Here is a 23,836-nt window from a genome sequence, read left to right on the forward strand (position 1 = left end):
CTCCTCTATCGAATCCGCACTGAAGTCTCGCCCAAAAGCGTACTGAGCTCCGCCCGTACCTCGGGCGTGCCGTCAATCCAATACATCTCGTCCAGTCTGCGCCATCGTCCGTCACTCTGCACATAGACGGGATGATCTCCGGTGTGTGCGGAAAACACGTCCTTCATTTTCTCCCATAGTGCGGCGCGATCCGCATCTTGGGGCGGCGTCAGATAATACGACGTCCGATAATCGTCAATGCGCCAAATCTCGTCGGCAAGCAGTTTCGGCGTCTCACCTGCCGTATCGACGTGCCCCTGCATAACCACGACCCGATCCGGCTCCAAGTCGGATACATGGGCATAAAAGACACGCGGAAATACAGTGACCTCAAGCGTTCCTGTGAAATCCTCCAAATCCGCAAAGAGCATTGTGTCGCCCTTCTTCGTCGTAAAACGCTTCGTGCTTGTGAGGATGCCGCCGACGCGCATGAGCTGGCGATCCCGCTGCACTGCCGCGGCGATTTGCCCGATTGGCTGCAAATGCGAAAGCGTCTCTTGATAGTCCTCCAGCGGATGCCCCGTGATGTAAAATCCGGTTGCCTCCTTCTCCCAGGTCAAACGCTCGCGCGGCGTACAGAGCGGAACATCGTCGAAATCACCGATCTGCTGGACTTCTGCCATGGCGTCGTCGCCAAAGAGACCAATCTGACCACTCAGTAAATCACGCTGCCTGCGTGCCGCATCCGTGACGGCGGCATTAAGTGACGCCAGGAGATGATTGCGATCAATTCCAAGGCTGTCAAATGCACCGCATTTGATGAGACTCTCGATCGCCCGTTTATTCAGTGTTCGTAGATCGACACGTGTGCAGAAATCCACCAGAGAGCGAAAAGGCCCGCCCTCTTCGCGGACATGCTCCAGCACGGCAATCGCATTCTCGCCAACATTGCGGACCGCTGCAAGACCAAATCGTATTGCGCCGCTTTCGATACTGAATGTTGCCGCACTAGAATTGATGTCCGGCGGCAGTATCCTGATTTTCATCTGATGACAAAGCCGGATATAGACGGGAATTTTATCCGTCTTATCCATAATGCTCGTGAGGACGCCCGCCATGAATTCTACGGGGTAATGTGCTTTGAGATATGCTGTCTGCCATGCAAGGAGTCCGTAAGATGCACTGTGCGATTTATTAAACCCATAATCCGCAAAATGTGTCAGCAAATCAAAGATATGGTTCGCGAGGGGGGCGTCGATGCCGTTATTCGCACAACCAGCAAGAAAAGATTCCTTCTGAGCCATGAGGAGCGCATGCTTTTTCTTGCCCATAGCACGCCGCAGGAGATCCGCCTGACCGAGCGTAAATCCCGCGAGCACCTGTACGATCTGCATGACCTGCTCTTGATAGAGTACGACCCCGAATGTCTCCTTTAGGATCGGTTCGAGAAGTGGGTGCATGTAGACAACTTCTTTTTTTCCGTGCAGTCCGTCGATGAAGTCCGTCACCATGCCGCTGCCGAGCGGTCCCGGGCGATAGAGCGCGACCGTCGGGATCAGATCGACGAATCCCTTCGGCTGCAGATCCTTGACAAGATTCGTCATACCCGCAGATTCCATCTGAAACACTGCGCCCGTATCGCCATCGCACAGCATTTGTGCAGTCAGATCATCTTCGAGTGGAATATTGTCGATATCAATGTCGATCCCGTGGGACGTGCGGATATTTTTAAGTGCATCTTCAATGATGCTCAACGTCCGCAGCCCTAAAAAATCCATCTTGAGCAGACCAAGTGCCTCGACATCGTCCTTATCAAATTCGGTGACAAGAGTTCCTTCGGATATCCATACGGGAACGTGATTGGTCAGCGGCTCCTTCGCGATCACAACGCCCGCCGCATGGATGGACGTATTGCGAGGCAGTCCCTCAATCTTGCGCGCAAGATCAATGACACGACGTACCGATTCATCCTCGTCATAGAGACGGCGAAAATCCGCGGATTCCTTTAGTGCGCGGTCAATAGTAATGTTAAGTTCGCTCGGCACAAGCTTTGTAATATTGGACACTTCTGAAAACGACATTTCCAGAACACGCCCAACATCGCGAATCGCCCCTTTAGCTCCCATCGTACCGAATGTAGCAATCTGTGCGACATGATCTTCCCCATAGCGCTCTTTGACATACGAAATCACTCTGCCGCGATTGATGTCGTCAAAATCAATATCAATATCCGGCATGGACACGCGTTCAGGATTCAGGAACCGCTCAAAAAGGAGCGCATATCGGAGCGGATCAATATTCGTAATCCCCAGCAAATACGCGACGATGCTTCCTGCCGCTGAGCCGCGCCCCGGACCTACGGCAACACCGTGTCCTCGTGCATAATTGATAAAATCCCAGACGATTAAGAAGTAACTGGCATATCCCATCCCGTGAATGACACCGAGCTCGTAGTCCAGACGCGAACGAATCTCATTAGTAATCTCCGAATAACGCTCCGGCAGCCGTTCTTCACAGAGTGTTCGTAAATACGCATCATCATCAGCAAATTTTTCTGGAATTGGGTAAAACGGCAGCTGCAATTCTCCAAAGGTAAAGTCTACACGGCACCGCGCGGCAATCTTTGCAGTGTTTTCAACAGCGCCCGGATAATCGTGAAAGAGCGCTGTCATCTCGGCTTCCGATTTCAGGTAGTAATCGGGTCCCGAGAACCGCATCCGATTGGGATCGTTGATCGTTCGCCCCGTCTGTACACAGAGGAGTATATCGTGAAACTCGCTGTCCTCTGCTCTCACATAGTGGATATCATTGGTCGCAACAAGTCCGATGTCGTGTTTTTTTGAAAGATCACGTAAGGCATGATTGACAGTCTTTTCCTCAGGGAGCCCATGATCCTGTAGCTCTAGAAAAAAATTGTCTCGACCGAATATATCCACATATTCGGCAAGAATCTCGTCAGTACGCTCCGGATCCCCGCGCAGGATGGATCGCGGAATCTCCCCTGCCACACAGGCAGACAACGCAATGATTCCTTCATGGTATTGACGAAGCAAATCTTTATCGACACGTGGCTTATAATAATATCCCTCGATATTTGCGAGGGATACAAGGCGAACGAGATTACGGTAGCCGATTTCATTCTCCGCAAGCAGGATGAGGTGATAATAGCGAACACCGTCCACCTCTGCACGTTCATGTCGTGACTGTGGCGCAACGTAGACCTCGCAGCCAATGATTGGATGAATCCCTTGTGCCATGGCTTCCTTATAGAAAGCAATGGCTCCATACATGACGCCGTGATCCGTGATGGCAATAGAGTCCATCCCCAGTTCTTTCGTCCGCTGCACCAACTCCTTGATGCGGCTTGCACCGTCAAGCAAGCTGTATTCCGTATGTACATGCAGATGGACAAACGACATGTATGTTTCCTCCTCTCATCTTTTGGATCCATTCCTATATGGACTGTTTTGCCCCTATGTCACAGAATTTCTTCCAAATCTCCACATATGCATCTTCCAAAGCGCGCATATAAGACTGCATATCCATCAGTGGGGATCGCTTCATATTCGTCCGAAGCCCCGCGTGATATGCCTCAATTAGTTTTGGCGACTCCGCCAGTTGAACGGCGCGTCGTACATAATTGATATCGTTTTCTACGACGAGTTCACGTACACCGGCATTGGTTAAAATAGACGCGCCAAAACGTGCGCCGTGTGTACGACCGCGTATTGAGATCACGGGTACTCCCATGTAGAGTGCCTCACATGTGGTTAATCCGCCGTTGTATGGCGCCGTATCAAGTGCAATATCAATATCGCGATATTGTTCAAGATAATCTGGACTGTAGGGGCGCAGCTCGACACGCGTCATATCATAGCTGAGCAGTGACAGCCGTTTCTTTAGAAAATCCTTGCCGGCATCAATGCTGCAAATTTTCCTTTTATGACAAGCCGCGAATCATGAACAGATTCTAAAATACCACGCCATAGTAGTAAGGTTTCATCCGTTACTTTGGCAAAATTGTTAAAGCTGCCAAAGGTCACATAGCCGTTTCTGCGCACAGGAGCTTCAAAGCCTGTCTTCGGCATCGGGCGAATTTCCTCCGGCGCATAACAAAGATGCGAATGTGGCATTCTTAGGATTTGTTCTGTAAAACCTGATTCCGCTGTGGTGTCTCCATAGGGAATACAAATTTCATCCGACAAGAAATAGTCTATAGTATCTACCCCTGTCGTATTTGTATAACCGATACCGGAGATCTGGATGGGTGCAGGACGATAGGCCATAATGGGCAGCGCGTTATCCTGAGAATGCCCGGAGAGATCAACAAGGATATCTATTCTATCTTCATTGATAAGACGTGCGGCTGTCCGTGGGGATCTGCTGCGTAAATCACGCCAGGTCACGCGCCGTGAACGCAAACGATCCGTAACTGCATCGTTCCGCCCCGTCGCATAGCAAAAAACCATGAACTGCTCTCCGTCAAAATGGCGCAGCAGCGGCGTTAAAAAATATGCGACCGCATGCTCACGAAAATCCGGTGAGATGTAGCCTATCCGGAGCTTTCGATGCTCTGTACGCAATGCATTTTCATGTGTGTAAGATGTCACAGCAACCATATCGTTATAGAGCTCTGCTTTTTGCCGACCTTCGCGCGCTCCGAGATAACGATAGTTCCGCATAAACAAGTATTTACTGTAGAGTTCCGCCTCTTCACTCGGCTCCTTAGCAAGGCGGCTGGACATCAGCAACTCATGAGCTGCACATTTTGCCTCTCCGCCAAGATAGAACGCATCCGCAAGCCAGCCGCGCGCACGCCGAAGCATTTGATAATATATGCTGTAGGCAGGATCGTCTTCACCAAGAATTTTTGCTTTGTAGGAAAGCTCTTCAATTAGATCAGCCAGCAGAGAGATCTCATCCCCAAGGCGAAATTCGAGTGCGGCAAGCCCTGCCCATACCATGCGGGCACGCGGATGGCGAGGTGATACGCGGAGTACTTGCTCTGCAAGTTGCTGTGCCTCTTCAATACTGCCACTGTAGAGTGCCGCCTCTGCATTGACCGCCACAGCATCGACATCCCCTTCCGCAAGTTTGTCGACTTCCTGAGCGCAGGCACGCATCCCCCTCAAATCGCCGTCTGCGGAAAATTTTGCAGCCAGTTTGAGCCAATTCATCTTCTCTTCGGCTTTGTGTTCATTCTGCGGAGGCTGCTCTTGCATGTAGGAAGCCCTCCTTTCTTTAGATTTTATACTTCGGGATTCAATTCAGAGCCATATTCTCGGAGGAATATCTTTTGATAGCGTTTGTAATCAGGTGAAAGCGGCTTTTCCTGCGGACAGTGGATACACCAAAAATTTTGTTCTTGATTTGGCACCACTGACTTAAAATCATGCCGACGAACTTCCATGCACATAGACGTATCATAAAAATGCCATCCTGTAAATAAATCGTCCCGCCAACGTATATCATACTGCATAGCAATGAGAAGCCCATCCACTGCTTCCACCTCAATATGGTCTCCATCCGGTTCCATACAATGAGAATCCACAACACTTTCGGATTCACAATGATGCAAAACCCTGCCATAGGTACGCAGACCATCCCACCAAACACCGGAATGCGGCAAACTACGGCACCCGATCATGCCGATAAGCGCAGTCTCCTCGTCCCGGAAGAGGGAAAAAAGATCCTGAATGAGATTCTTATTGACTACGAGCACATCCTGATGCAGGTACACCTTATATCGCGCATTTGTTTTGCGCGCGCCCTCGTTATAGCCTGAACACATTGATGATGCCCCGCGTACGGGAATATATTCGACCGATATGCCGTGCGGAACATGCAATGATTTTAAGTACAGCAGGCATTCACCATACATATCCTCATCGTTGACGCAGGAAATAAAGGCAACCTTATTGCGATCAAGTTCGGGCATATAAAATCCCTTCGTTTCCATGTTCAGCTTCCTTTTGGAGTGCCGCAAAAACTCTGCGCATCGAAGGATCAAACGCTTCTCTCGCACTATATGCAAGCATTCGAATGATAAAATCCTGCCGCCCGAAAGAATGTACAAGCAGCCGTCGGTAGAACGCCTCCTGATGCATAACGGTTTCTTGAATAAATGAAGCGAGATAATCCGAAAAAATATTCAAAGTCTCTACCTTGAACCACAGTGTTCGGATAGATTCCGGGCAGTCTACTTCATACTCGATGCGATGAATCAGCCGTGATAACTCCTGACGATCCGCCCCTGTATACATGGATTTAAGCAAGGAGAGTTCCGGCATAGAACGATCAGCACGAACAAGGTAAAATTCCGTCTCAAGATCCTTGTGTTCATTTTCAAAGCCCGCCGCAACAAGATGATCGATCGATTCGCCGGAAGCCTCACGAAGCTGTCTTCGAACGCAAACATTCTTATAAAAGGACGCGTAAAGCAGATTTTCAAACTCGGGTCGTGCAAAAAGACGTGAGACAACACCGTAATAATGTCCCTCCATGAGTTTCTGCAATACAGACCAATGTCGAATGTTGCGAAAACTTGTGAGTAAGGCTCCCGTTTCTTTCAAAAATGTAGAAAACCCCGCCGCTATGTCCTGAGGATTAGCAGCACACTCCAATGTGAGATCTGAGATGATGTAGTCAAAATAATTTCGTGTATATGGTAATGGAACAGAAAGATAGTCAAGAAATTCCCAATGAATTCCTTCAGGAAAAACGGATATTTCTTGATCCAATTCGGCGGTCACAGCATATAGTTCCGCTTGGGGAAACATCTCTTTTAGTTTAGTTAAGTAAGAGAGACTCTCCACGACAAGAATTTTCAGAGGCATCATGCCCGGGTGTAAGAACGAGAGAAGTTCAGGACGGATCTTCTCTGCCACAAACACATCTCCTTCCTAAACTGACAAATAAAAAAACATGTCATATTGACATACTTTCCCATTATACCATAATCTCCAAGGAAGTTGTATATCTGGTGGAATTTACACTCAAATTCCACCGATGAGCGGCAGTGCATAGATCGCGGGCATCTCATAGGGATGTACGGCACGGATGACGGCAACCGTCTCCTCCATGCGTTGCGCCGCAACACATAGTTCCACCTTCAACTCGGGCGCTTCGCATATCTCTCCGACCGTCCCCGCATACGGGTGCGCCCCCTCGAGCGGGCGCCACGTTCCTGTCACGCGGCTATACGCAAAACAGGAATCGTAATCGCCCATATGCCCGGCATCTACGGACTGCAGAGCCGTACGAAGCGCAGGAAGATGCGTCTCGGGAATGAAAATTTCCAGTTTGACATATTCCGAATGATTACACACGCTATTCACTCCGATATTTTTAGTCGATATTGAGACCGATATCGCTGCGCAACTGAATCGCCTCGGCAATATGTTTCGCCGCGATCTCCTGTGCGCCGTCTAGATCTGCGATCGTACGGGCAACCTTGATGATACGGTCGTGCGAGCGTGCCGAAAGATTGATCCGGTAAAACGCCGCTTCTAAAATGCCCTCGGCATCCGATTGCAGCCGGCAGTATTTTTTGATCATGCTGTGATTCATCTGCGCGTTGCAAAACAGATCGTATGACTTCAGCCGCACACGCTGCGCTTCCCGTGCGGCAACGACGCGGGCTCTTATCGCCGCCGAGGACTCCGCGCGCTGCGTCGTATGCAGGTCGTTGTAATCCACACGCGACACGCGGATGTGAATATCGATGCGGTCAAGCAACGGCCCCGAGATTTTGCGCGTGTACCGCTTGATCTCCCCCGCACTGCATTCACAAACATGGTTCTTATCTCCATAATATCCGCATGGACACGGATTCATTGCCGCTACCAAAATGATACTAGAGGGAAAGGTCAGTGTTGCGTTCGCACGCGATACCGTAATCTGGCGATCCTCGATCGGCTCACGCAGCACCTCAAGCGCCTTTTTACTGAACTCCGGCAGTTCATCCAGAAAGAGAACGCCGTGATGCGCGAGTGTCACCTCGCCCGGGCGCGGGATGCTCCCACCGCCGATCATCGCTACCGTCGAGGACGTATGATGCGGACTGCGGAAGGGGCGCGTCGTCACAAGCCCCGTATCTTTACTCAGCAGTCCCGAGATGCTGTAGATCTTTGTGATCTCGATGGCTTCTTCCTTCGTCAGCTCCGGCAGAATCGAAGGCATTCGACGTGCCAGCATCGTCTTGCCCGAGCCGGGTACACCGACCATTAGGACATTATGCCCTCCCGCCGCTGCAATCTCAAGTGCACGTTTCGCCTGATACTGCCCCTGCACATCCGCAAAGTCATCGGTAAAGGCATTGTCTTTTGTGTCTTTGACTTGTTTTGGCACGCTGGGGGTCAGTGTTTCCGTGCCCGTCAGATGGCGTACAAGCTGCGCCAGATTCTCAACCGCATAGACCTTCAGCCCATCAATGAGGAGTGCCTCGTCTGCATTGGACGGTGCAACGTAGAACTCTGTCAGACCGTGCTCACGCGCCGTAATCGCCATCGGGAGAATGCCGCTGATCGGACGGCAGTTTCCATCAAGAGAGAGTTCCGCAGAGAAGAGTGCACTCTGCACCGCCGCCTCCGGAACCATACCGTAGGATGCAAGGAGACCAACGGCAATCGGCAGATCAAGCCCGGAGCTGTCCTTTCGCACATCGGCGGGTGCAAGATTGACCGTCACACGCTCCTGTCGCAGCTGCATACCGGAGTTACGAATCGCAGTGCGCACGCGCTCCTTCGACTCCTTCACCGACGTATCGGGAAGCCCCACCAGCTCAAAGCCCGGCAGCCCGGGCGACACATCCACCTCAACGTCGATAATCCGTCCATCTATCCCGAGGGTCGTCGCACCATAGGTCTTTGCAAACAACGGCCTTCCCTCCTACGTTTCAAATATAAGAAAATTATAACACAGGATGGTGGAAGTTGCCTAATGATTCTTTGCAAAAGAAAAGAGATTCCAAACGTCGATCTCCTACACCTTTGAAAAGACACAATCATACAACTCCAACAAGAATTACTTTTTCTATCTCATTGAAATAATATCCTTGTAAGAACCCATTGATTCGTGTTATTATTGATTTACTTTGTTATATTGTGTAAGGATATGGTTTAAAGGAGGACACCAAAGATGAAGAAGAAAGATCTCGTGCGAAAGATTACCTGCTGGCTAACGCTTGGGATCTTTACGGTGCAGCCGGTTCTTGTTTTTGCGGAGGACATCGTCGCCGATCCCGCCGCATCCTCTGCTCAGCGCCCCGTCGTCACCGAGGCGGGCAGCAGCGGCATCCCCCTTGTTCAGATCACGGCACCCTCCGGTGAGGTCTCCCTCAACCGCTACGACTCCTTCAGCGTCCCGGAGCGCGGCGCCATCCTCAATAACGCCTTCCTCTTCGCCAATACACAGCTCGCCGGGTACATCGAGGGCAATCCGAACCTCATCGGCGGGCCGGCGCGCATCATCGTCAACGAGGTTATGGGGAGGAATCCATCCGAACTCCGCGGCTTCCTCGAGGTCGCCGGAGCCAAAGCCAACGTCGTCATTGCGAACCCGAACGGAATCCTCGCAGACGGCGCTGGTTTTTTAAATACCTCCCGCGCCATCCTTGCCACAGGACGCAGCGAGACCGATGCCGCAGGAAACTTCACCGGGATTCGCGTGGAGGACGGGCACGCCCTCATCACCGGGAAAGGACTCGACGCGCGCGGTGCGGATTCCGCTGAGATCTATGCGCGTGCCATCGAGATCAACGCAGGTATTTGGGCGAACCATGCAAAACTCGCTGCGGGAGCCAATGACGTCGGCAGAGATGGCAGCGTCACCCCCATCACTGCGGACAACGTCCTGCGCTCTGCCCCCTCCTATGCCATCGACCTTGCAGACATCGGCGGCATGTATGCAAGCCGTGTCGAACTCGTCGGCACCGAGAAGGGACTCGGCGTCAACCTCGGGGGAACGGTCAGCGCTACGCGCGCCGTCTCCCTCGATGTAAACGGCAACCTCAAAACCTCCGGCAATCTCTACAGCGACGGGACCGCCTCCGTCCGCGCAGAAGATATCGAAAACCATGGCCTCATCTACGGTGGCAAAGACACCTCCGTCACAGCGGCAGCACTCACGAACAGCGCAGACGGCAGAATCTACGGCGATACCATCCGCATCCAGGCAAAGACCATCACCAACGAAACCGATGCAGCCCTTGAGGAGCGCCTTGCAAACGAAATGAAAGTGCTCAAAGAAAGAGAAGCTGCGGTCGAAGAAGCACACCAGAGCATCCTGACGGATGAATCCGCCAGAAGAAAGTTTGGAGGGAGAAACCTCCATTCCATTGTTGACCGCTACAACGAAGACATCGGTGCAGCACAGGATGCCTACGACGCGCAGCAGGCCATCGTCGAGAAGGCCAAGACTGCCCTTGCGGAAAAACCCGCGGGCGTCATTGCCGCACGAAAAGAACTCACGCTCAGTGCAGAGAACATCAAGAACAGCGGCAGCGCCCTCCTCTACTCCGGCGGAGATCTCTCTCTTACGGCAAACGAAGAACTAAAGAACCACGGCGCACGCATCGAAGCACAGGGAAATATGAGCATCACCGCGCCCGTCGTGAGGAACGAGAACGCCGCCTTTGCGGCAAAGCGCGTCGTCACGGAGAGCCACTACAATCCTACCAAGATCCTTATCAATGAGCAGGGACACAAAGAAGAGGGAAAGGTATTTCCCGCAAGCGAATTCCGAGAGCTTAATAATGGCTACGGCGCGTATCACAGCCAGGTGGCTCTAAAACCCATCTATGAACCTGCGGCCTACGAAAAGATCCGCCCGCTCACGCCCGAGGAGATCGCAAACGGCGAGCCCCCTGTCCCCGAAGAACTCATCGGCACACTTGCACCGAACTACGACTACGACGATCCCATCTTCAAAGAGCTCGGCGTCCCATCCATGAACACGCCGCGCCCCAAAAACGGAGATCCCGCACAGGCAGCCTGGGACACACAGTACCAAGGCATCCTCGCACAGCTCAACGAAAAGATCGCTGCCCACAACGAAGAAGCCAAAAAATACAATGCGCCCATCGAAGAGGCCGCGGGACAAAAGATCCATCACCTCACATTCATCGAAACCTATGCGCAGACCTCAGAGGAACAGGTCACCTCATCCATGCCCGGCAACATCCGTGCCGGCGGCAGCATTGAGCTGCACGGCGATATAGTAAACCGTGACAGCAACATCATCGCGGGGGGAACACTCCATACAACCGGTGCCCTCACACAGGAGGCAAAGAAACAGCAGGCACAGACCATCGCGCTTGGAACCACACAGGCAAGTTACACAGAAAGAAGAAACTGGCTCCATAAAGGTCACGTTCGTAAATACCGCTCCCACGTCTTTATGACGCCCGAAGTTGCCCGCAGCCAGGGCTCCCCCATCGGTGTTGGTCTCTATGAGGGCGGCATCGCCCGCGAGAATCTCACCGACGAGCAGAGAAGGCGCATCCATAACGCCCTCTCCCCCTTCGGTCTTGCACCGGACGGTTTTGCCAAAGGGAGCGGCGCCGAGGGCCTCGAGCATCTCCTCGTCAGCGCCCTCTACCGCGTGCACCCCGAGAGCACGGCCAAATATCTCATCGAGACCGATCCTGCCTTCACCGACCGGCGCAAATTCCTCTCCTCCGACTACATGTACCAGCGCCTTCGCTGGGATCCCGACAAAGTCCCCAAGAGAATCGGCGACGGCTTCTACGAGCAGCAGCTCTTTGCTGAGCAAATCCTCCGTCAGACCGGAAAACGGCACCTCGACGGCTATACCGACGATGAAGCCGCATTCCAGGCACTCATGGATGCGGGTATTTCGTATGCCGAGGAGATGAACATCGCTCCCGGCGTTGCTCTTACCAAAGAGCAGATCGAGGCGCTCACCTCCGACATGATCTGGCTCGAGGAGCGCGAGGTCTATGTCCGCGGCAAAAAAGAACGCGCCGTCTATCCCGTTCTCTATATGAAAAACACAAACGGTCTGAGACTCACCGCAGGCGGCAGTCTCATCTCTGCCAAAAACATCAGCGTCGAAACAACAAAAGCACTCAAAAATGCCGGCACCCTCTACGCCGAGAACATCCGCGCACATGCAGGAGACATCGAAAACGAAGGGCTGATCCTTGCCAAAGATGTAACCCTTACCTCAGATACCGACATAAAGACCACCGGCACCATTCAGGGAGGGTCCTCTGTTCTCCTTGATGCGAAGGATAATATCTACGCACAGAGCACCACGGAGAAGCTGCCCCATCAGGACGTCCTCGATCAGACGGCGGACATTTCCGTCCGCGGAGATGAGGGCACTCTTTTGATACGTGCGGGCAAGAACATTGAGCTCACAGGCGCAAGTCTTTCCGCACAGGGCAAAAACGGCAGCATCCAGCTCACGGCAGGAAATGACATTGTCCTCGACACCAAGAGACTCCAAAGCGAAAAGGACATGACCCTCGACTCTTCGAACTATCTGCGGACAAAGCGCGGCACCGAGTTTGTGACAGAGATCCAAGCAGACGGCAATGTAAATCTTGCCGCAGGAAATGACCTGAGCGCAAGAGCGGCGAATGTTGCAAGCAAGAATGCAGACGTCTCCCTCACCGCCGGAAACGATGTGAACATCACTGCAGGTACCGAGACCGCCGAAGACCACTACGCCATGCGGTACAAAGAGCGTGGCCTATTCTCCAGCAAGACCACCACCATCCGCACCGACAGCGAGGAGCGTTCGGCACTCTCTGCCAATATCTCCGGAAAGAACATCCATATCTCTGCGGCAAAAGATGCAGAGCTCCAGGCGGCAAACGTCATCGCAGACGGCAGTGCAAACGTCTCTGCAACGCGGAACCTGACCTTAAGCTCCGCTGAGAACTACGCACGGCTCGATCACTACAAAGAGGTCAAGAAATCCGGCATCTTCTCCTCCGGCGGACTTGGCTTTACCATCGGCACACAGCGCACGAAGACCGATCATGACAGAGAAGCGACTACCCAGCAGGGAACAAATATTGCTGCCCTTGGCGGAAATGTCTCCCTCACCGCAGGAGAGACGGCGCATCTGGCCTCTGCCAATGTGCTCGCAGGAAAAGAAGCGTCCGTCACCGCAAAGGAGACCACCATCGACGGCAGGGAGAACGTCTACCGCGAGAGCTATACCAAGGAGGTAAAGACCTCCGGTCTTACTGTCAGTTTCGGACACGGCCTCATCGATCTCGGACAGGAGTTCTATGCCCCCTTAAAGCGCATGGGCGAGGTTGAGGATGATCGCCTGAAAGCCGCCTATGCATGGAGAACCGGCCGCCTCATCCACGACTACTTCGGAAAGAATGCCCTTGCCCTGCACAAATCCTATACCCCCTCGCTCAATCTCAGCCTTGGCACGAGCAGATCCTACAATCGGAGCGAGAACGTCACGAGAGAATATGCGGGCAGCATGATCCGTGCAGGAGCGCTTGCAAATCTCACTGCTGCAGAGCGCGACCTCACCGTCAAGGGTTCCACCGTCGAGAGCAAGGACGTCTCCCTCGCAGCTAAGGGGAACGTGCGCCTTGCGGCAGGAGAAAACACGAGCGTTACCACCACCGCGAATAAATACAGCTCGGCAAGCGTCGGGGCATCCTTTGGCATAAACGGACTCAGCGACATCAGCATCGATGTAAACAGAGCCAAAGGCAACAGCAAGGAGACCTACACCTCCTACACCCCTGCCCTCGTTCGTGCTGAGGAGAATGCGGTCATCTCCTCCGGCAAGGATACGGACATCCTTGGGAGCGAGGTGCAGGGAGACAAGGTCACGGCAAGAGTCGGCGGGAACCTCAATATTGAGACGCTCCAGGAGAAAGAGACCTATGAGGAGCAGAATACCTCTGCGGGCTTTGGGATTTCTTGGAATGTCAACATGACAAAGGCAGAGGTTCCGGGACCAAACGGAACGTCCAAAACGGTAACGACCCGCTCCTTTGCTAAGCCCAACATCGGAGGTTCCTTTAGTAAAGGAAATATCGACTCCCACTACCGTAGTGCACGCGATCAGGCAGGTTTTTTTGCTGGAAGTGGTGGCTTTGATATCTATGTCGAAAAGAATACCGATCTAAAGGGTGGACTGATCGCGAGCAACGCAACTCCCGACAAGAACCATCTTTCCACAGGTACACTCTCTTTTAGCGATCTCAAAAACGAAGCCGATTACAGTGCAAAGAGCATCGGTGCCTCCTACCACAAATACGGCAACTTTGAGAACATGTCGGAGGATGAACAGAACAAAGTCTATAACACCAAAGGACTTGCGCCAAATCTCTCCATGCCCGTCAAGGGAGATGCAAGCAGCACAACGAAATCTGCCGTTGCCGCAGGAACAATCGACATCCGTGAGAATCCGGCACAGGACATCTCCGCCCTCAGCCGTGACACAACAAACGCACTGAACGAACTCGGTAAAATCTTTGACAAGGCAAAAATCGAAGAACAGCAGGAACTTGCCGCCGTATTCGGTGAGGAGGCATTCCGTCTCTTACACAACATGAAGGACGATGGCAGCGGGCGCAAGATTGCTGCGCACGCCATCATTGGCGGGCTCATGAGCCAGATCACAGGAGCTGGCTTTGCTTCGGGTGCCATCGGTGCAGGACTCAACGAAGCACTCATCAAAGCTCTTGACGGCAAAGACCCCGGCACAGCACAGCTCATCAGTGCCATCATCGGAGCAGCTGCTGCGAAGGCAATCGGTGGCAATGCACAAGCTGGGGCGTCTGCTGCGGCAAGCGGGACGAAGTGGAATAAATACGAAAAGTTACCCAAAATTAGAGAGCAGCTTGATAAACTTCCAGAATCCGAAGTTTATCAAGATCTGAAAGAGGGGCAATATATTCTCCTATACACTAGGTATAATAATCAAACGATTCATCTCGTCGTTGATAACCAGGGGAACGCATGGGATTTACCAGGCGGTTATGACGAGGACAAAAATGGTGACTACTTCAAAAGTATGCCACCCACAATCATCGATACCAATCTTAAAGAATTCAAAACTGGCATTCTGGAGCCAGAAGGGCAATATCTTGGTAAAATCCTTCCTTCTGCGAAAGAAATCTCCACATCAAAAAATAACGTACAAAATAATAATATGAGGTTTAAGCAATTTGCTTCCGTTGCACACGAAGGATTAGATTGGGCTGGGTATATTCCTGGACCGATTGGTTCTGCGGCAGGAGCAGCAGAAACCGCCCTATATCTTGCGGAGGGAGATTATAGTGCTGCGATACTATCTGCTACAACGATAATTCCAGGAGGGAGATATATCAAGGTTGTAAAAAAACTTGATGCTATTCCAGGAGTTTCACGTTTGAACAAAAGCAACTCCCCCACTCCGTCACAATTACCAACAGGAACAGTCCCCACCGCTACTACCCTAGAAAACCTTGAAAAGATAGCACCTGGATCAAAAGATATATACAAGCCAGACGGCAAATCTTTACGCCCCAATATTCAATATAAGGCGGGAGAATTCGAGTATTTGTATAAGACCGATGAGGCAGGGCGTCTCAGCCAATTCAAGACAGACAATCTTCAGCTTACTGAACGTGATAAGAGGCTCAGGCACAACCCGAATACTCCTGGCAAACAAGAAGGAGACCAAGCAGCTCATCTTGCGGCAGATCGTTTCGGAGGTTCACCAGAGCTCGCGAATCTGGTATCTCAGAGTTCACATGTAAATCTGAGCACGTACAAAAAACTAGAGAACGAGTGGGCAAAAGCTATTAAGGAGGGAAAGAACGTACAAGTTGAAGTAAATGTGATATATGAAGGGGCTAGCAAAAGGCCAGCAAAATTCGTTATTGTACACACGATAGAAGGTAAAGATTCTGTAAAAACAACGATTTTAAATAAATGACAATTAAAGGAGACAGATTATGAAAAACGATTTTGAGGAGAAGTTTACAGAATATCAAGCAGATATGGTATCTATATGTCTTGAGTATGTTGATTGGCGTGCAGATGCTATATATATATACTGCTCATATGAAAGTAATACGATTTATGGTGATTGTTTTTTTGAAATTACTAAAAAAGTTGTAAAGAAGCACCAACTTAATGATATCAAAGGAAAGGAGAAAGGCTTTGAATATGATGTATCTGAAGAGCGACAAAGAGGTCTATTGGATATTATTTCTGAGGACATAGAAAAAATTTATACACTTTGCATGAAATATGGAAAAGACATGCCGACAGAAATGAAACTGGTATATGATGTAAAAAAGAATAGCCTCAAAGCAGACTACTGCTATGAGAATCTATGGACAGATTCTGAAACAAAATTAGGATTACATATTTGCGAAGAATGGTTTGAGGAGGTCAAGAAAAAAGAGGAAGGTTGAGTTAGCGATCTCAAAAACGAAGCCGATTACAGTGCAAAGAGCATCGGTGCCTCCTACCACAAATACGGCAACTTTGAGAACATGTCGGAGGATGAACAGAACAAAGTCTATAACACCAAAGGACTTGCGCCAAATCTCTCCATGCCCGTCAAGGGAGATGCAAGCAGCACAACGAAATCTGCCGTTGCCGCAGGAACAATCGACATCCGTGAGAATCCGGCACAGGACATCTCCGCCCTCAGCCGTGACACAGAGAATGCCCTCAATGAGCTCGGCAGGATCTTTGACAAGGCGAAAATCGAGGAACAGCAGGAACTTGCCGCAGTCTTCGGCGAGGAGGCATTCCGTCTCTTACACAACATGAAGGACGATGGAAGCGGACGCAAGATTGCTGCGCACGCCATCATTGGCGGGCTCATGAGCCAGATCACAGGAGCTGGCTTTGCTTCGGGTGCCATCGGTGCAGGACTCAACGAAGCACTCATCAAAGCTCTTGACGGCAAAGACCCCGGCACAGCACAGCTCATCAGTGCCATCATCGGAGCAGCTGCCGCAAAAGTCGCGGGTGGGAATGCTCTCGCAGGAGCATCTGCGGCTGCAAGTGGGACGAAGTGGAACTATTTCTTAATGGAATTTCCAGATATCTATCCCGTTGAAACCATAGCAAAAGAAACTCTAAAGAAAAACGATGGTACAACGCCATCACAAGAAGAGATAGATCAATATATTGATGGTATGCATAAGACTCTATCAGAACAAGAGCCTGCTCTTGCAAACTCTGCTTGGAAGCAAGCAGAAAATACCGACAACTACCCCAAGGCTATTAGATATCTTATGGATGCCGGAATTACAAAGGAAAGTGCTATTGAATTCTTCAAAAAATATAACGAAACACTTCGTTCTTCTGGTTGGTCTTCTCCCGAAACTGTCGCAGTAGAGGATGGTTATTGGAATCGAGACGTATTAGTTTCCAAAAAGGCGCAATCTATCCGACACTCAACCTCTAATATTCAACAATACGAACGTGTTACAGAAATACACACACCAAAGAATTTTGATGGCACAAATCTCGTATTGCCTGAAAAAGAAACAGAATTTAGCATACTTGGTTCAATCGGAATCAATAGTGCTACAGATGTATCTAATCGACTCCCTGATGCAGTCAAAAGGGAGGGACATTTTGTAAGACCGCTTTCAGTCTATCTTAAATTAGGCGGCGTCGTAGGAATGGGGTGGACATATAGAGATATGCGGAAAGATTGGTACATTTATTCTGGAACAAACTTGGCTATAGCGCTAGGAACGGATGTACTGCCAACATTATTTTCTGCAATTGGCGGATTTGCCGCCACTGAATCGGGACCAGCCTCGATATTCACTGCTTCAGCAGCTGCTATTACAGGTAGCGTCGCAGGAGATATTGCAAAGTATGAATTGAGAAAAATCCTTCTAAAAGATGGACAGACAAAATAGTTCTATCAATGCCATATATCATTTTAGGAAGGGCAATGCAAGTGTTGGAAAAAATAAATGCATCTACAAATCTTGGATTATATATATACATAATTGGAAGTATTATTATCATAGGAGGAGCATTATGGAACTATAAATCAACAGGGTCTTTTTGGTCCCCCCGTGTGAAGCAAGCTTACTTTCGTTTTTTCTTAATAGGAAAATTACCATGGATTATAATGTGTTGCCTATTTCTACTAGGCAGTGCTTATACAAGTGCTTATACAGAAGAATTGTTGGTAGCTGTCCTTTATTGCACTGGAATTACAGCAATTTTACTAAGAAAATATGTTTTGGTTTTTTTACAAGAATTAGATAAAATTCCAAACTATCCTCGTTCAGAATATCAGTTACAAGTTTTCAACGAAATAAAAGATCATAATATATTATATTTCGCTATCACAATCTATTTTTTATAATGGGAACGCTCGCACTATTTGCTTGCATTAAATAAGCAAAATATTCTTTGGAAAGTAGGCGATTCTACTTGATGCAACTCAACCGCCCCACGACCTTCCTCCTCATCCCCATCCTCTCCCTCTCTGCCGTCCCAGCTATCGCTGCCCCTGCCCAGCAGGAGCAGCTGGATCAGTCGCGTACACAGGAGTCTGAGCGACAGGAGCGGCTGAATCAGGAGCGTGCGGAGGTCGTTGCGCCTCCCCCTCCCTCCTCCGATCTTCCTGCCGATGAGAGTGTACGCTTTCATATCTCCCATATTACGATCCAAAATCAAACGGAACGTTTTCGCTTCCTCGAACGTCTTTCCCGCCCCTATGAGGGAAAAGAGCTCTCTCTGCGCGAGATCAACGATCTCGTCACCGCGATGAACCGCGCGCTCATGTCCCGCGGTTTTTCGACAAGCCGCGTTGCCGTTCCCGAACAGAATCTCTCCTCCGGCGAGCTGCGCCTTGTCCTCCTCGTGGGGTATATTCATGTCGTCCGTTTTGCAGACGGCAGTGATACGGTCTACTGGAAGAATCTCTTCCCTTTCCGCGAGGGAGATGTTCTGAACGTACGGGACATCGAGCAGGGTATCGAGCAGGCAAAGCGGCTTCCCTCACAGGATATCTCGGTTCAGCTTGTACCGGCCGATCAGCCCCAGGGGACAGATGTCGTACTTACGGTAAAACGCGGGAGGAATGTCTACGGAACGATCTCGTTTGACGACTCCGGACTCAAGGATACGGGCAGGCTCCAGTGGTACACATCACTCGGCATCGACCAGCTCTTTCATAAGAACGATATGCTCCGCATCGGCATGAATCTCGACGGTGCTCGTGACGGCTATGAGAAAGGTACGCGCGGGCATAATATCAGCTATACCTATCCCTACGGACGCCATACCTTTTCCCTCTCCTATCAGCGGTCGAAATATCATCAGACAGTAGCAAGCATGCCCTATGATTTCATCAGTGCAGGCGATACGAATATCTCTGTGCTTTCATGGGACTATGTGCTGAGCCGTTCGGCAAATCGAAAGACGAGTATGGACATTCGTCTGCGCAAGCGGAACTCACATCGCTTCCTCAACGATGTCGAGCTTCCGATCCAGGCGATGCATCAGACATCGATGGAGGTCGGGCTTGCAGAGCGTCTGTATCTAAAAAGAGATACGCTCTATTTCCGTTTGGCCCATAGATTTGGTCTCGGGTGGATAGGGGCGCAGGAGGAGAGTCCCTATGAGGATATGCCGCGGACACGGTATCGGATGTGGGTCCTGGATGCGGACTATGTGCATCCGTTTGAGTTCAGCCACCGTCCTGCGACGTTTACGACGTCCTTTCACGGGCAGTGGACGATGGACGGGATGGAGCTCTACGGCACGGATATGATCAGCATGGGGAATCGGTATACGGTACGGGGCTTCGACGGCGAGGTTACGCTGATGGGGACGGACGGCTGGTATCTCCGCAATGAGTTTGCGACGCGGTTCCCGAAGCAGAAGCTGGAGCTTTATCTCGGCCTTGATGTCGGTGCGGTGTACGGCGCCGGTGCGGATCTCTACAACGGGCACACGATCGCGGGGGCGGCGCTCGGCGTGCGCGGGATGATTGACGATCTGTCCTATGATGTCTTTGCGGCGATGCCGATCCGAAAACCCGACGGGTTCCATACGGCTAAGGTGACGGGCGGGTTCTCCCTCGGATGGAAGTTCTAGGGCCTCATTTCCAAACACCAATCTCAATCCCACCCTTGAAAACAACAACCACCTGCCCGTCCTCCTTGACTACAATGTGATCGAGCAGCCCGCCCCACAACTCCTCGTCAAACTCGACTGGTTCCCCGTTGATACCACATACCACTTGAATCATGCCCTCCAAGGTCTTTCTCTTACTCTCCCTCTCGGCAATTTGCTCGTCCAGCTTCTCCAAACTCCCCTGCTTTTCCACATAGAGTGCGCGAATCTCATTTTCCTGTTTCAGATATGCCGTCTGATCCTGTGCCACCCGTGCATTCTCACGAATCAGTTTTTCAAGCCGTTCTGTCAAAACGCCGAGTTCCTGCTCTATTCTATTACGCTCCTCAGTCAGCTCCTCCATCTGGCAAACGCTGTCAATCAGTGATCGCAGTTCGGCAATCACGTTCTCTTTGACTTCCATCAAGGAGTTCAGTGCCTTGACGAAAATCTGTTTGATTTCCTCCTCCGTCAAGTGCCTCGTACCACACGGCTTGCCCTTGTGGGCATATTTTTTGTTGCAGCGATAGATGACTCTGCGGTACTTGTCCGTGGAGTGCCACACCTTCGCCCCGTACCAACCGCTGCAGCAGCCGCATTTTATCTTGTTCGCGAAGATGCTCACACCGCTGTGCTTGCCGTTCTGCTCTCTGCGTTTTATCTCCGATTGCACAAAGTCGAATAAATCCGGTGGGATAATCGGCTCGTGGTGTTCTTCCACATAGTATTGCGGAATCTCGCCCGTATTCTTCCGTCGCGTCTTATCCAAGAAGTCCGCCGTATACTCTTTCTGGATCAGCGCATCGCCACGGTACTTCTCGTTGGTAAGGATGGAGCGCACCGTCGAGATATACCACTTGTCCTTTCCCGACGGAGATTTAATGCCCCGCTTCTCCAGTTCCTTGGTAATGGCATAGAAGGATCGCCCGCCGAGGAAGAGTTTGTAGATGAGCCTTACGATTTTCGCCTGTTCCTCGTTGATTTTGAAATCCTTGTCATAGCCGAGAAAAGCACTGTAGCCGACACTGGTCTTGCCCTCAGCGAACTGCTTCCGCTTGCCCCATGTGGTGTTCTCCGAGATACTGCGGCTCTCCTCCTGAGCGAGGCTCGACATAATCGTTATAAGGAGTTCTCCGCGCGTATCGAACGTCCAGATGTTCTCCTTCTCGAAGTAAATCTCTACGCCGTTTTCCTTGAGCTTGCGGACGTTCTGCAGAGAATCCACAGTGTTTCTCGCAAAGCGGCTGACCGACTTTGTAATGATAAGATCAATCTTGCCGGCAAGGGCATCCTCAATCATCTGGTTGAACCCGTCACGCTTCTTTGTGTTGGTGCCGCTTATCCCTTCGTCCGAATACATGCCGACGAAATCCCAGTCAGCGCGGCTTTCGATGTAGTTCTTGTAATGCGCCATCTGCATTTCGTAACTGGAAGCCTGTTCTTCATGGTCGGTCGAAACTCTGGCGTACCCTGCCGTTCTGCGCCGCCTTGGTTCTGCCGCAACTTCTGACCGAAACACTCTGGGAGTTGCAGGAATCACCCGCACTGTCTTTGCCATCGGTATGCGCCTCCTTCTTTGAGTTGAAATATGACCTCATCGTCGGATATGACAATCCGCTTTACATTCTGTACGATCTTGCCCTCATAGCCATCGCCGAACAAGGATTCTGCCGCTTCCTTTAGTTCGGATTCGGGCAGCCGTTTCAGTCGGCACTTTGTGCGCGGCTGACTGCAAGACCACACCTTAGTTCCCTTCGTCCAAGTGTCACGCTCACACTTGCTTCCGCAGGAGCCACAGTACACTTTGTTCGTGAAGGGATTGCTGCCGCGCTGCCCGTTGTAGATGCGGGCAGTCTTTTTTATGCGCCCGTTGACAAGATGGAAGTCGATTCGATCACCGTGAATGACGATCTTGGACACCTTACGCCTGAGTTCCGCAGTATCGAAATCATCCTTCTCCATGACGGTTCTGACCACAGCGACAAGTTCCTCTTCCTTGATTGGACGGCTATCGCAAGCAGTGCTGCCCTTCCGCTCTCTTGTGTTGCATCCCCATCGCCTGTACTTCCCGGCGGTTCTTCTACTGAAGCCGCCGCAGCAGCATCCGCATTTCACCATTCCCGAGAATGGCATTAGCACAGGATTCCGATTGGCCGCCCCTTCGGCTCTCCGTTTCCGTATCTCTTGTGCCTTGTCGAAATCTACCTTTGACACGAGTTGCTCGAACATCCCCTCCACCAGATACATGGGAAGTTCGCCTTTATTCTGCTTACGGATATGACCTTCCGTGATGTAGTTCTTCTGCAGCGCCATTGTGCCCGTGTAGGAGATGTTGGAGAGGATGTCCTTTACCGTGGTCTGCTCTATTGGTCTCCCCTGCCGCCCCGTGATTCCACGTCCCGCGAGACTCTTCGCGATGGCGTAGGCAGATTCCCCGGCAAGGTATCTGCGGTAAATTTCCTTGACGATCTCGCCCTCAGAAGGAACGATGCGGAACATCTCGCCGTCCCACGTGTAGCCATAAGGGGCTTTATGTCCGTTTGGAATCCCCTGTCTAAAACGCCTCCGCACACCCCACCGAATGTTGTCGCCGATGCTTCTGCTCTCCTCTTGGGCAAAGGATGCGAGCAGCGTCAAGAGAAGTTCTCCGTCCTCCGACATGGAATCAATGTTCTCGCGCTCGAATCGGACGGCAATGCCCTGCTCTTTCAATTTCCGAACGGTATTGAGGCAATCCACGGTATCACGGGCAAATCGGCTGATGCTTTTAACCAGTACCAGATCAATCTTTCCGGCGTTGCAATCGGCGATCAGCCGCTTGAACTCCGTCCGATGCGCGGTACTCGTCCCCGTAATCCCCTCATCCACATAGACACCGGCGTATTCCCATGCGGGATTCTTCTGGATGAGACTGCTGTAGTAACTGACCTGCGCTGCAAGGGAGTGGTGAAGCGTGTCCACAGAGACGCGGGCATACGCAGCCACACGCAGCTTTTTCTGCAATATAGGGCTTGGTTGGACTCTTCGTATCTTCATGGTGCTCCCTCCTTTCCACTCCCATATTCCCGTACTATCCGCACGATAGCAAGTCAATATCTGAAAATAGAAGCCCGATGACGGGGCGATATTTCTCGCGCATTTTCGCTTCAAATGCAAGATACTCGTCCTCTGACAAAAGTCCGCTCTGCAGCATTTTCCATGAAGCACGCATCACCATCTGATACGTCATTTCCCGAAGGCCTTCTTCCTTGCTCATTTCAACATCTCCCTTCATGAAGCAGCGGACAAAAACGGCTCTCATGGTCACCTTTTCGGGCATAAAAATAACCCGACGAAGATTCGCCGGGCATTGAGGTTAAAGCAGTTATTTATCTTTGAGGCTGTGCATCATGTCCTGCAATTTCTGTGGAACGGGAAGCCCCATCCGCACTGCATTCTCGATGATCGAGATTCCTTCATTCGAGATGTAGAAGAAGATCACGGCGGAGCGCAGGACGCAGCCGCTCCCGATGATGTGGGTATCGAGGACATTCGCCACGCCGACAAGGGTGAAGATGCAGACTTTCTTGCAGATTCCCTTGAAGCCGATTGCACTGGACAGTTTCTTTTCTACAATCGCACGGAGGACTCCCGTGATGTAATCCGTTGCCACAAATGCGACAAGTGCATAGAGCAGATCGTCAAAGCTGCCGAGGAACTCCCCGACTACGATGCCGATGCCCGCCGCATACAGACGTATGGTTAAAATCTGATCCATA

The 23,836-nt window shown here is 51.1% G+C and carries 14 protein-coding genes and 1 pseudogene; 5 read left to right on the top strand and 10 right to left on the bottom strand.

Going from position 1 to position 23,836, the window contains the following annotated elements:
• Positions 1 to 5: 5 nt before the first annotated feature.
• The 6 genes and pseudogenes from HMPREF9162_RS04630 to HMPREF9162_RS04660 all read right to left on the bottom strand — a co-directional run bounded on the left by HMPREF9162_RS04630 (position 6) and on the right by HMPREF9162_RS04660 (position 8,856).
• Positions 6 to 3,398 carry a DNA polymerase III subunit alpha gene (locus HMPREF9162_RS04630; RefSeq protein WP_009438329.1) on the bottom strand — a complete coding sequence of 1,131 codons (3,393 nt, stop codon included), beginning with the start codon at positions 3,396 to 3,398 and terminating at the stop codon, positions 6 to 8.
• A gap of 34 nt (positions 3,399 to 3,432) precedes the next feature.
• Positions 3,433 to 5,201 (bottom strand): annotated as a pseudogene (locus HMPREF9162_RS04635) (hypothetical protein).
• A gap of 26 nt (positions 5,202 to 5,227) precedes the next feature.
• Positions 5,228 to 5,938 (bottom strand): glycosyltransferase family protein, encoded by a 711-nt coding sequence (locus HMPREF9162_RS11885; protein ID WP_369791743.1) that lies wholly within the window; start codon positions 5,936 to 5,938, stop codon positions 5,228 to 5,230.
• A complete protein-coding gene (locus HMPREF9162_RS04650) occupies positions 5,904 to 6,866 on the bottom strand; it encodes a hypothetical protein (protein ID WP_009438442.1) in 963 nt (320 codons plus the stop codon). The genes HMPREF9162_RS11885 and HMPREF9162_RS04650 overlap by 35 nt, the downstream gene beginning before the upstream one ends.
• Positions 6,867 to 6,974: 108 nt before the next feature.
• Positions 6,975 to 7,307 (bottom strand): divalent cation tolerance protein CutA, encoded by a 333-nt coding sequence (cutA, locus tag HMPREF9162_RS04655; RefSeq protein ID WP_009438545.1) that lies wholly within the window; start codon positions 7,305 to 7,307, stop codon positions 6,975 to 6,977.
• A gap of 19 nt (positions 7,308 to 7,326) precedes the next feature.
• Positions 7,327 to 8,856 (bottom strand): YifB family Mg chelatase-like AAA ATPase, encoded by a 1,530-nt coding sequence (locus tag HMPREF9162_RS04660; RefSeq protein ID WP_009438499.1) that lies wholly within the window; start codon positions 8,854 to 8,856, stop codon positions 7,327 to 7,329.
• A gap of 261 nt (positions 8,857 to 9,117) precedes the next feature.
• On the opposite strand from HMPREF9162_RS04660, the gene HMPREF9162_RS04665 reads away from it, so the two are divergent.
• The 5 genes from HMPREF9162_RS04665 to HMPREF9162_RS04680 all read left to right on the top strand — a co-directional run bounded on the left by HMPREF9162_RS04665 (position 9,118) and on the right by HMPREF9162_RS04680 (position 20,060).
• Positions 9,118 to 15,906: a hemagglutinin repeat-containing protein gene (locus tag HMPREF9162_RS04665; RefSeq protein WP_009438520.1), complete on the top strand. Its 6,789-nt coding sequence runs from the start codon at positions 9,118 to 9,120 to the stop codon at positions 15,904 to 15,906.
• Positions 15,907 to 15,925: 19 nt separating this feature from the next.
• Positions 15,926 to 16,390 carry a hypothetical protein gene (locus HMPREF9162_RS04670; RefSeq protein WP_009438337.1) on the top strand — a complete coding sequence of 155 codons (465 nt, stop codon included), beginning with the start codon at positions 15,926 to 15,928 and terminating at the stop codon, positions 16,388 to 16,390.
• Between the two features lie 81 nt (positions 16,391 to 16,471).
• The gene (locus HMPREF9162_RS04675) at positions 16,472 to 17,863 is read left to right on the top strand and encodes a hypothetical protein (protein WP_009438514.1); all 1,392 of its coding nucleotides are present in this window, start codon (positions 16,472 to 16,474) and stop codon (positions 17,861 to 17,863) included.
• A gap of 8 nt (positions 17,864 to 17,871) precedes the next feature.
• Positions 17,872 to 18,321, top strand: coding sequence for a hypothetical protein (locus tag HMPREF9162_RS12335; RefSeq protein WP_217490382.1), 450 nt, complete (start codon positions 17,872 to 17,874; stop codon positions 18,319 to 18,321).
• 71 nt (positions 18,322 to 18,392) lie between these two features.
• The gene (locus HMPREF9162_RS04680; protein WP_009438413.1) at positions 18,393 to 20,060 is read left to right on the top strand and encodes a ShlB/FhaC/HecB family hemolysin secretion/activation protein; all 1,668 of its coding nucleotides are present in this window, start codon (positions 18,393 to 18,395) and stop codon (positions 20,058 to 20,060) included.
• Between the two features lie 4 nt (positions 20,061 to 20,064).
• On the opposite strand, the gene HMPREF9162_RS04685 is transcribed toward HMPREF9162_RS04680, so the two are convergent.
• From HMPREF9162_RS04685 to HMPREF9162_RS04700, 4 genes are all read right to left on the bottom strand, one after another.
• The gene (locus HMPREF9162_RS04685; RefSeq protein ID WP_009438362.1) at positions 20,065 to 21,636 is read right to left on the bottom strand and encodes a recombinase family protein; all 1,572 of its coding nucleotides are present in this window, start codon (positions 21,634 to 21,636) and stop codon (positions 20,065 to 20,067) included.
• A complete protein-coding gene (locus HMPREF9162_RS04690) occupies positions 21,615 to 23,114 on the bottom strand; it encodes a recombinase family protein (protein ID WP_009438576.1) in 1,500 nt (499 codons plus the stop codon). Before HMPREF9162_RS04690 ends, HMPREF9162_RS04685 begins: the two co-directional genes overlap by 22 nt.
• Before the next feature lie 34 nt (positions 23,115 to 23,148).
• A complete protein-coding gene (locus HMPREF9162_RS04695) occupies positions 23,149 to 23,334 on the bottom strand; it encodes an SHOCT domain-containing protein (protein WP_009438368.1) in 186 nt (61 codons plus the stop codon).
• A gap of 108 nt (positions 23,335 to 23,442) precedes the next feature.
• Positions 23,443 to 23,835: a holin family protein gene (locus HMPREF9162_RS04700; RefSeq protein ID WP_009438406.1), complete on the bottom strand. Its 393-nt coding sequence runs from the start codon at positions 23,833 to 23,835 to the stop codon at positions 23,443 to 23,445.
• Position 23,836 lies beyond the last annotated feature (1 nt).

It is taken from the genome of Selenomonas sp. oral taxon 137 str. F0430 (assembly GCF_000183625.1).
Lineage (GTDB): Bacteria > Bacillota > Negativicutes > Selenomonadales > Selenomonadaceae > Centipeda > Centipeda artemidis.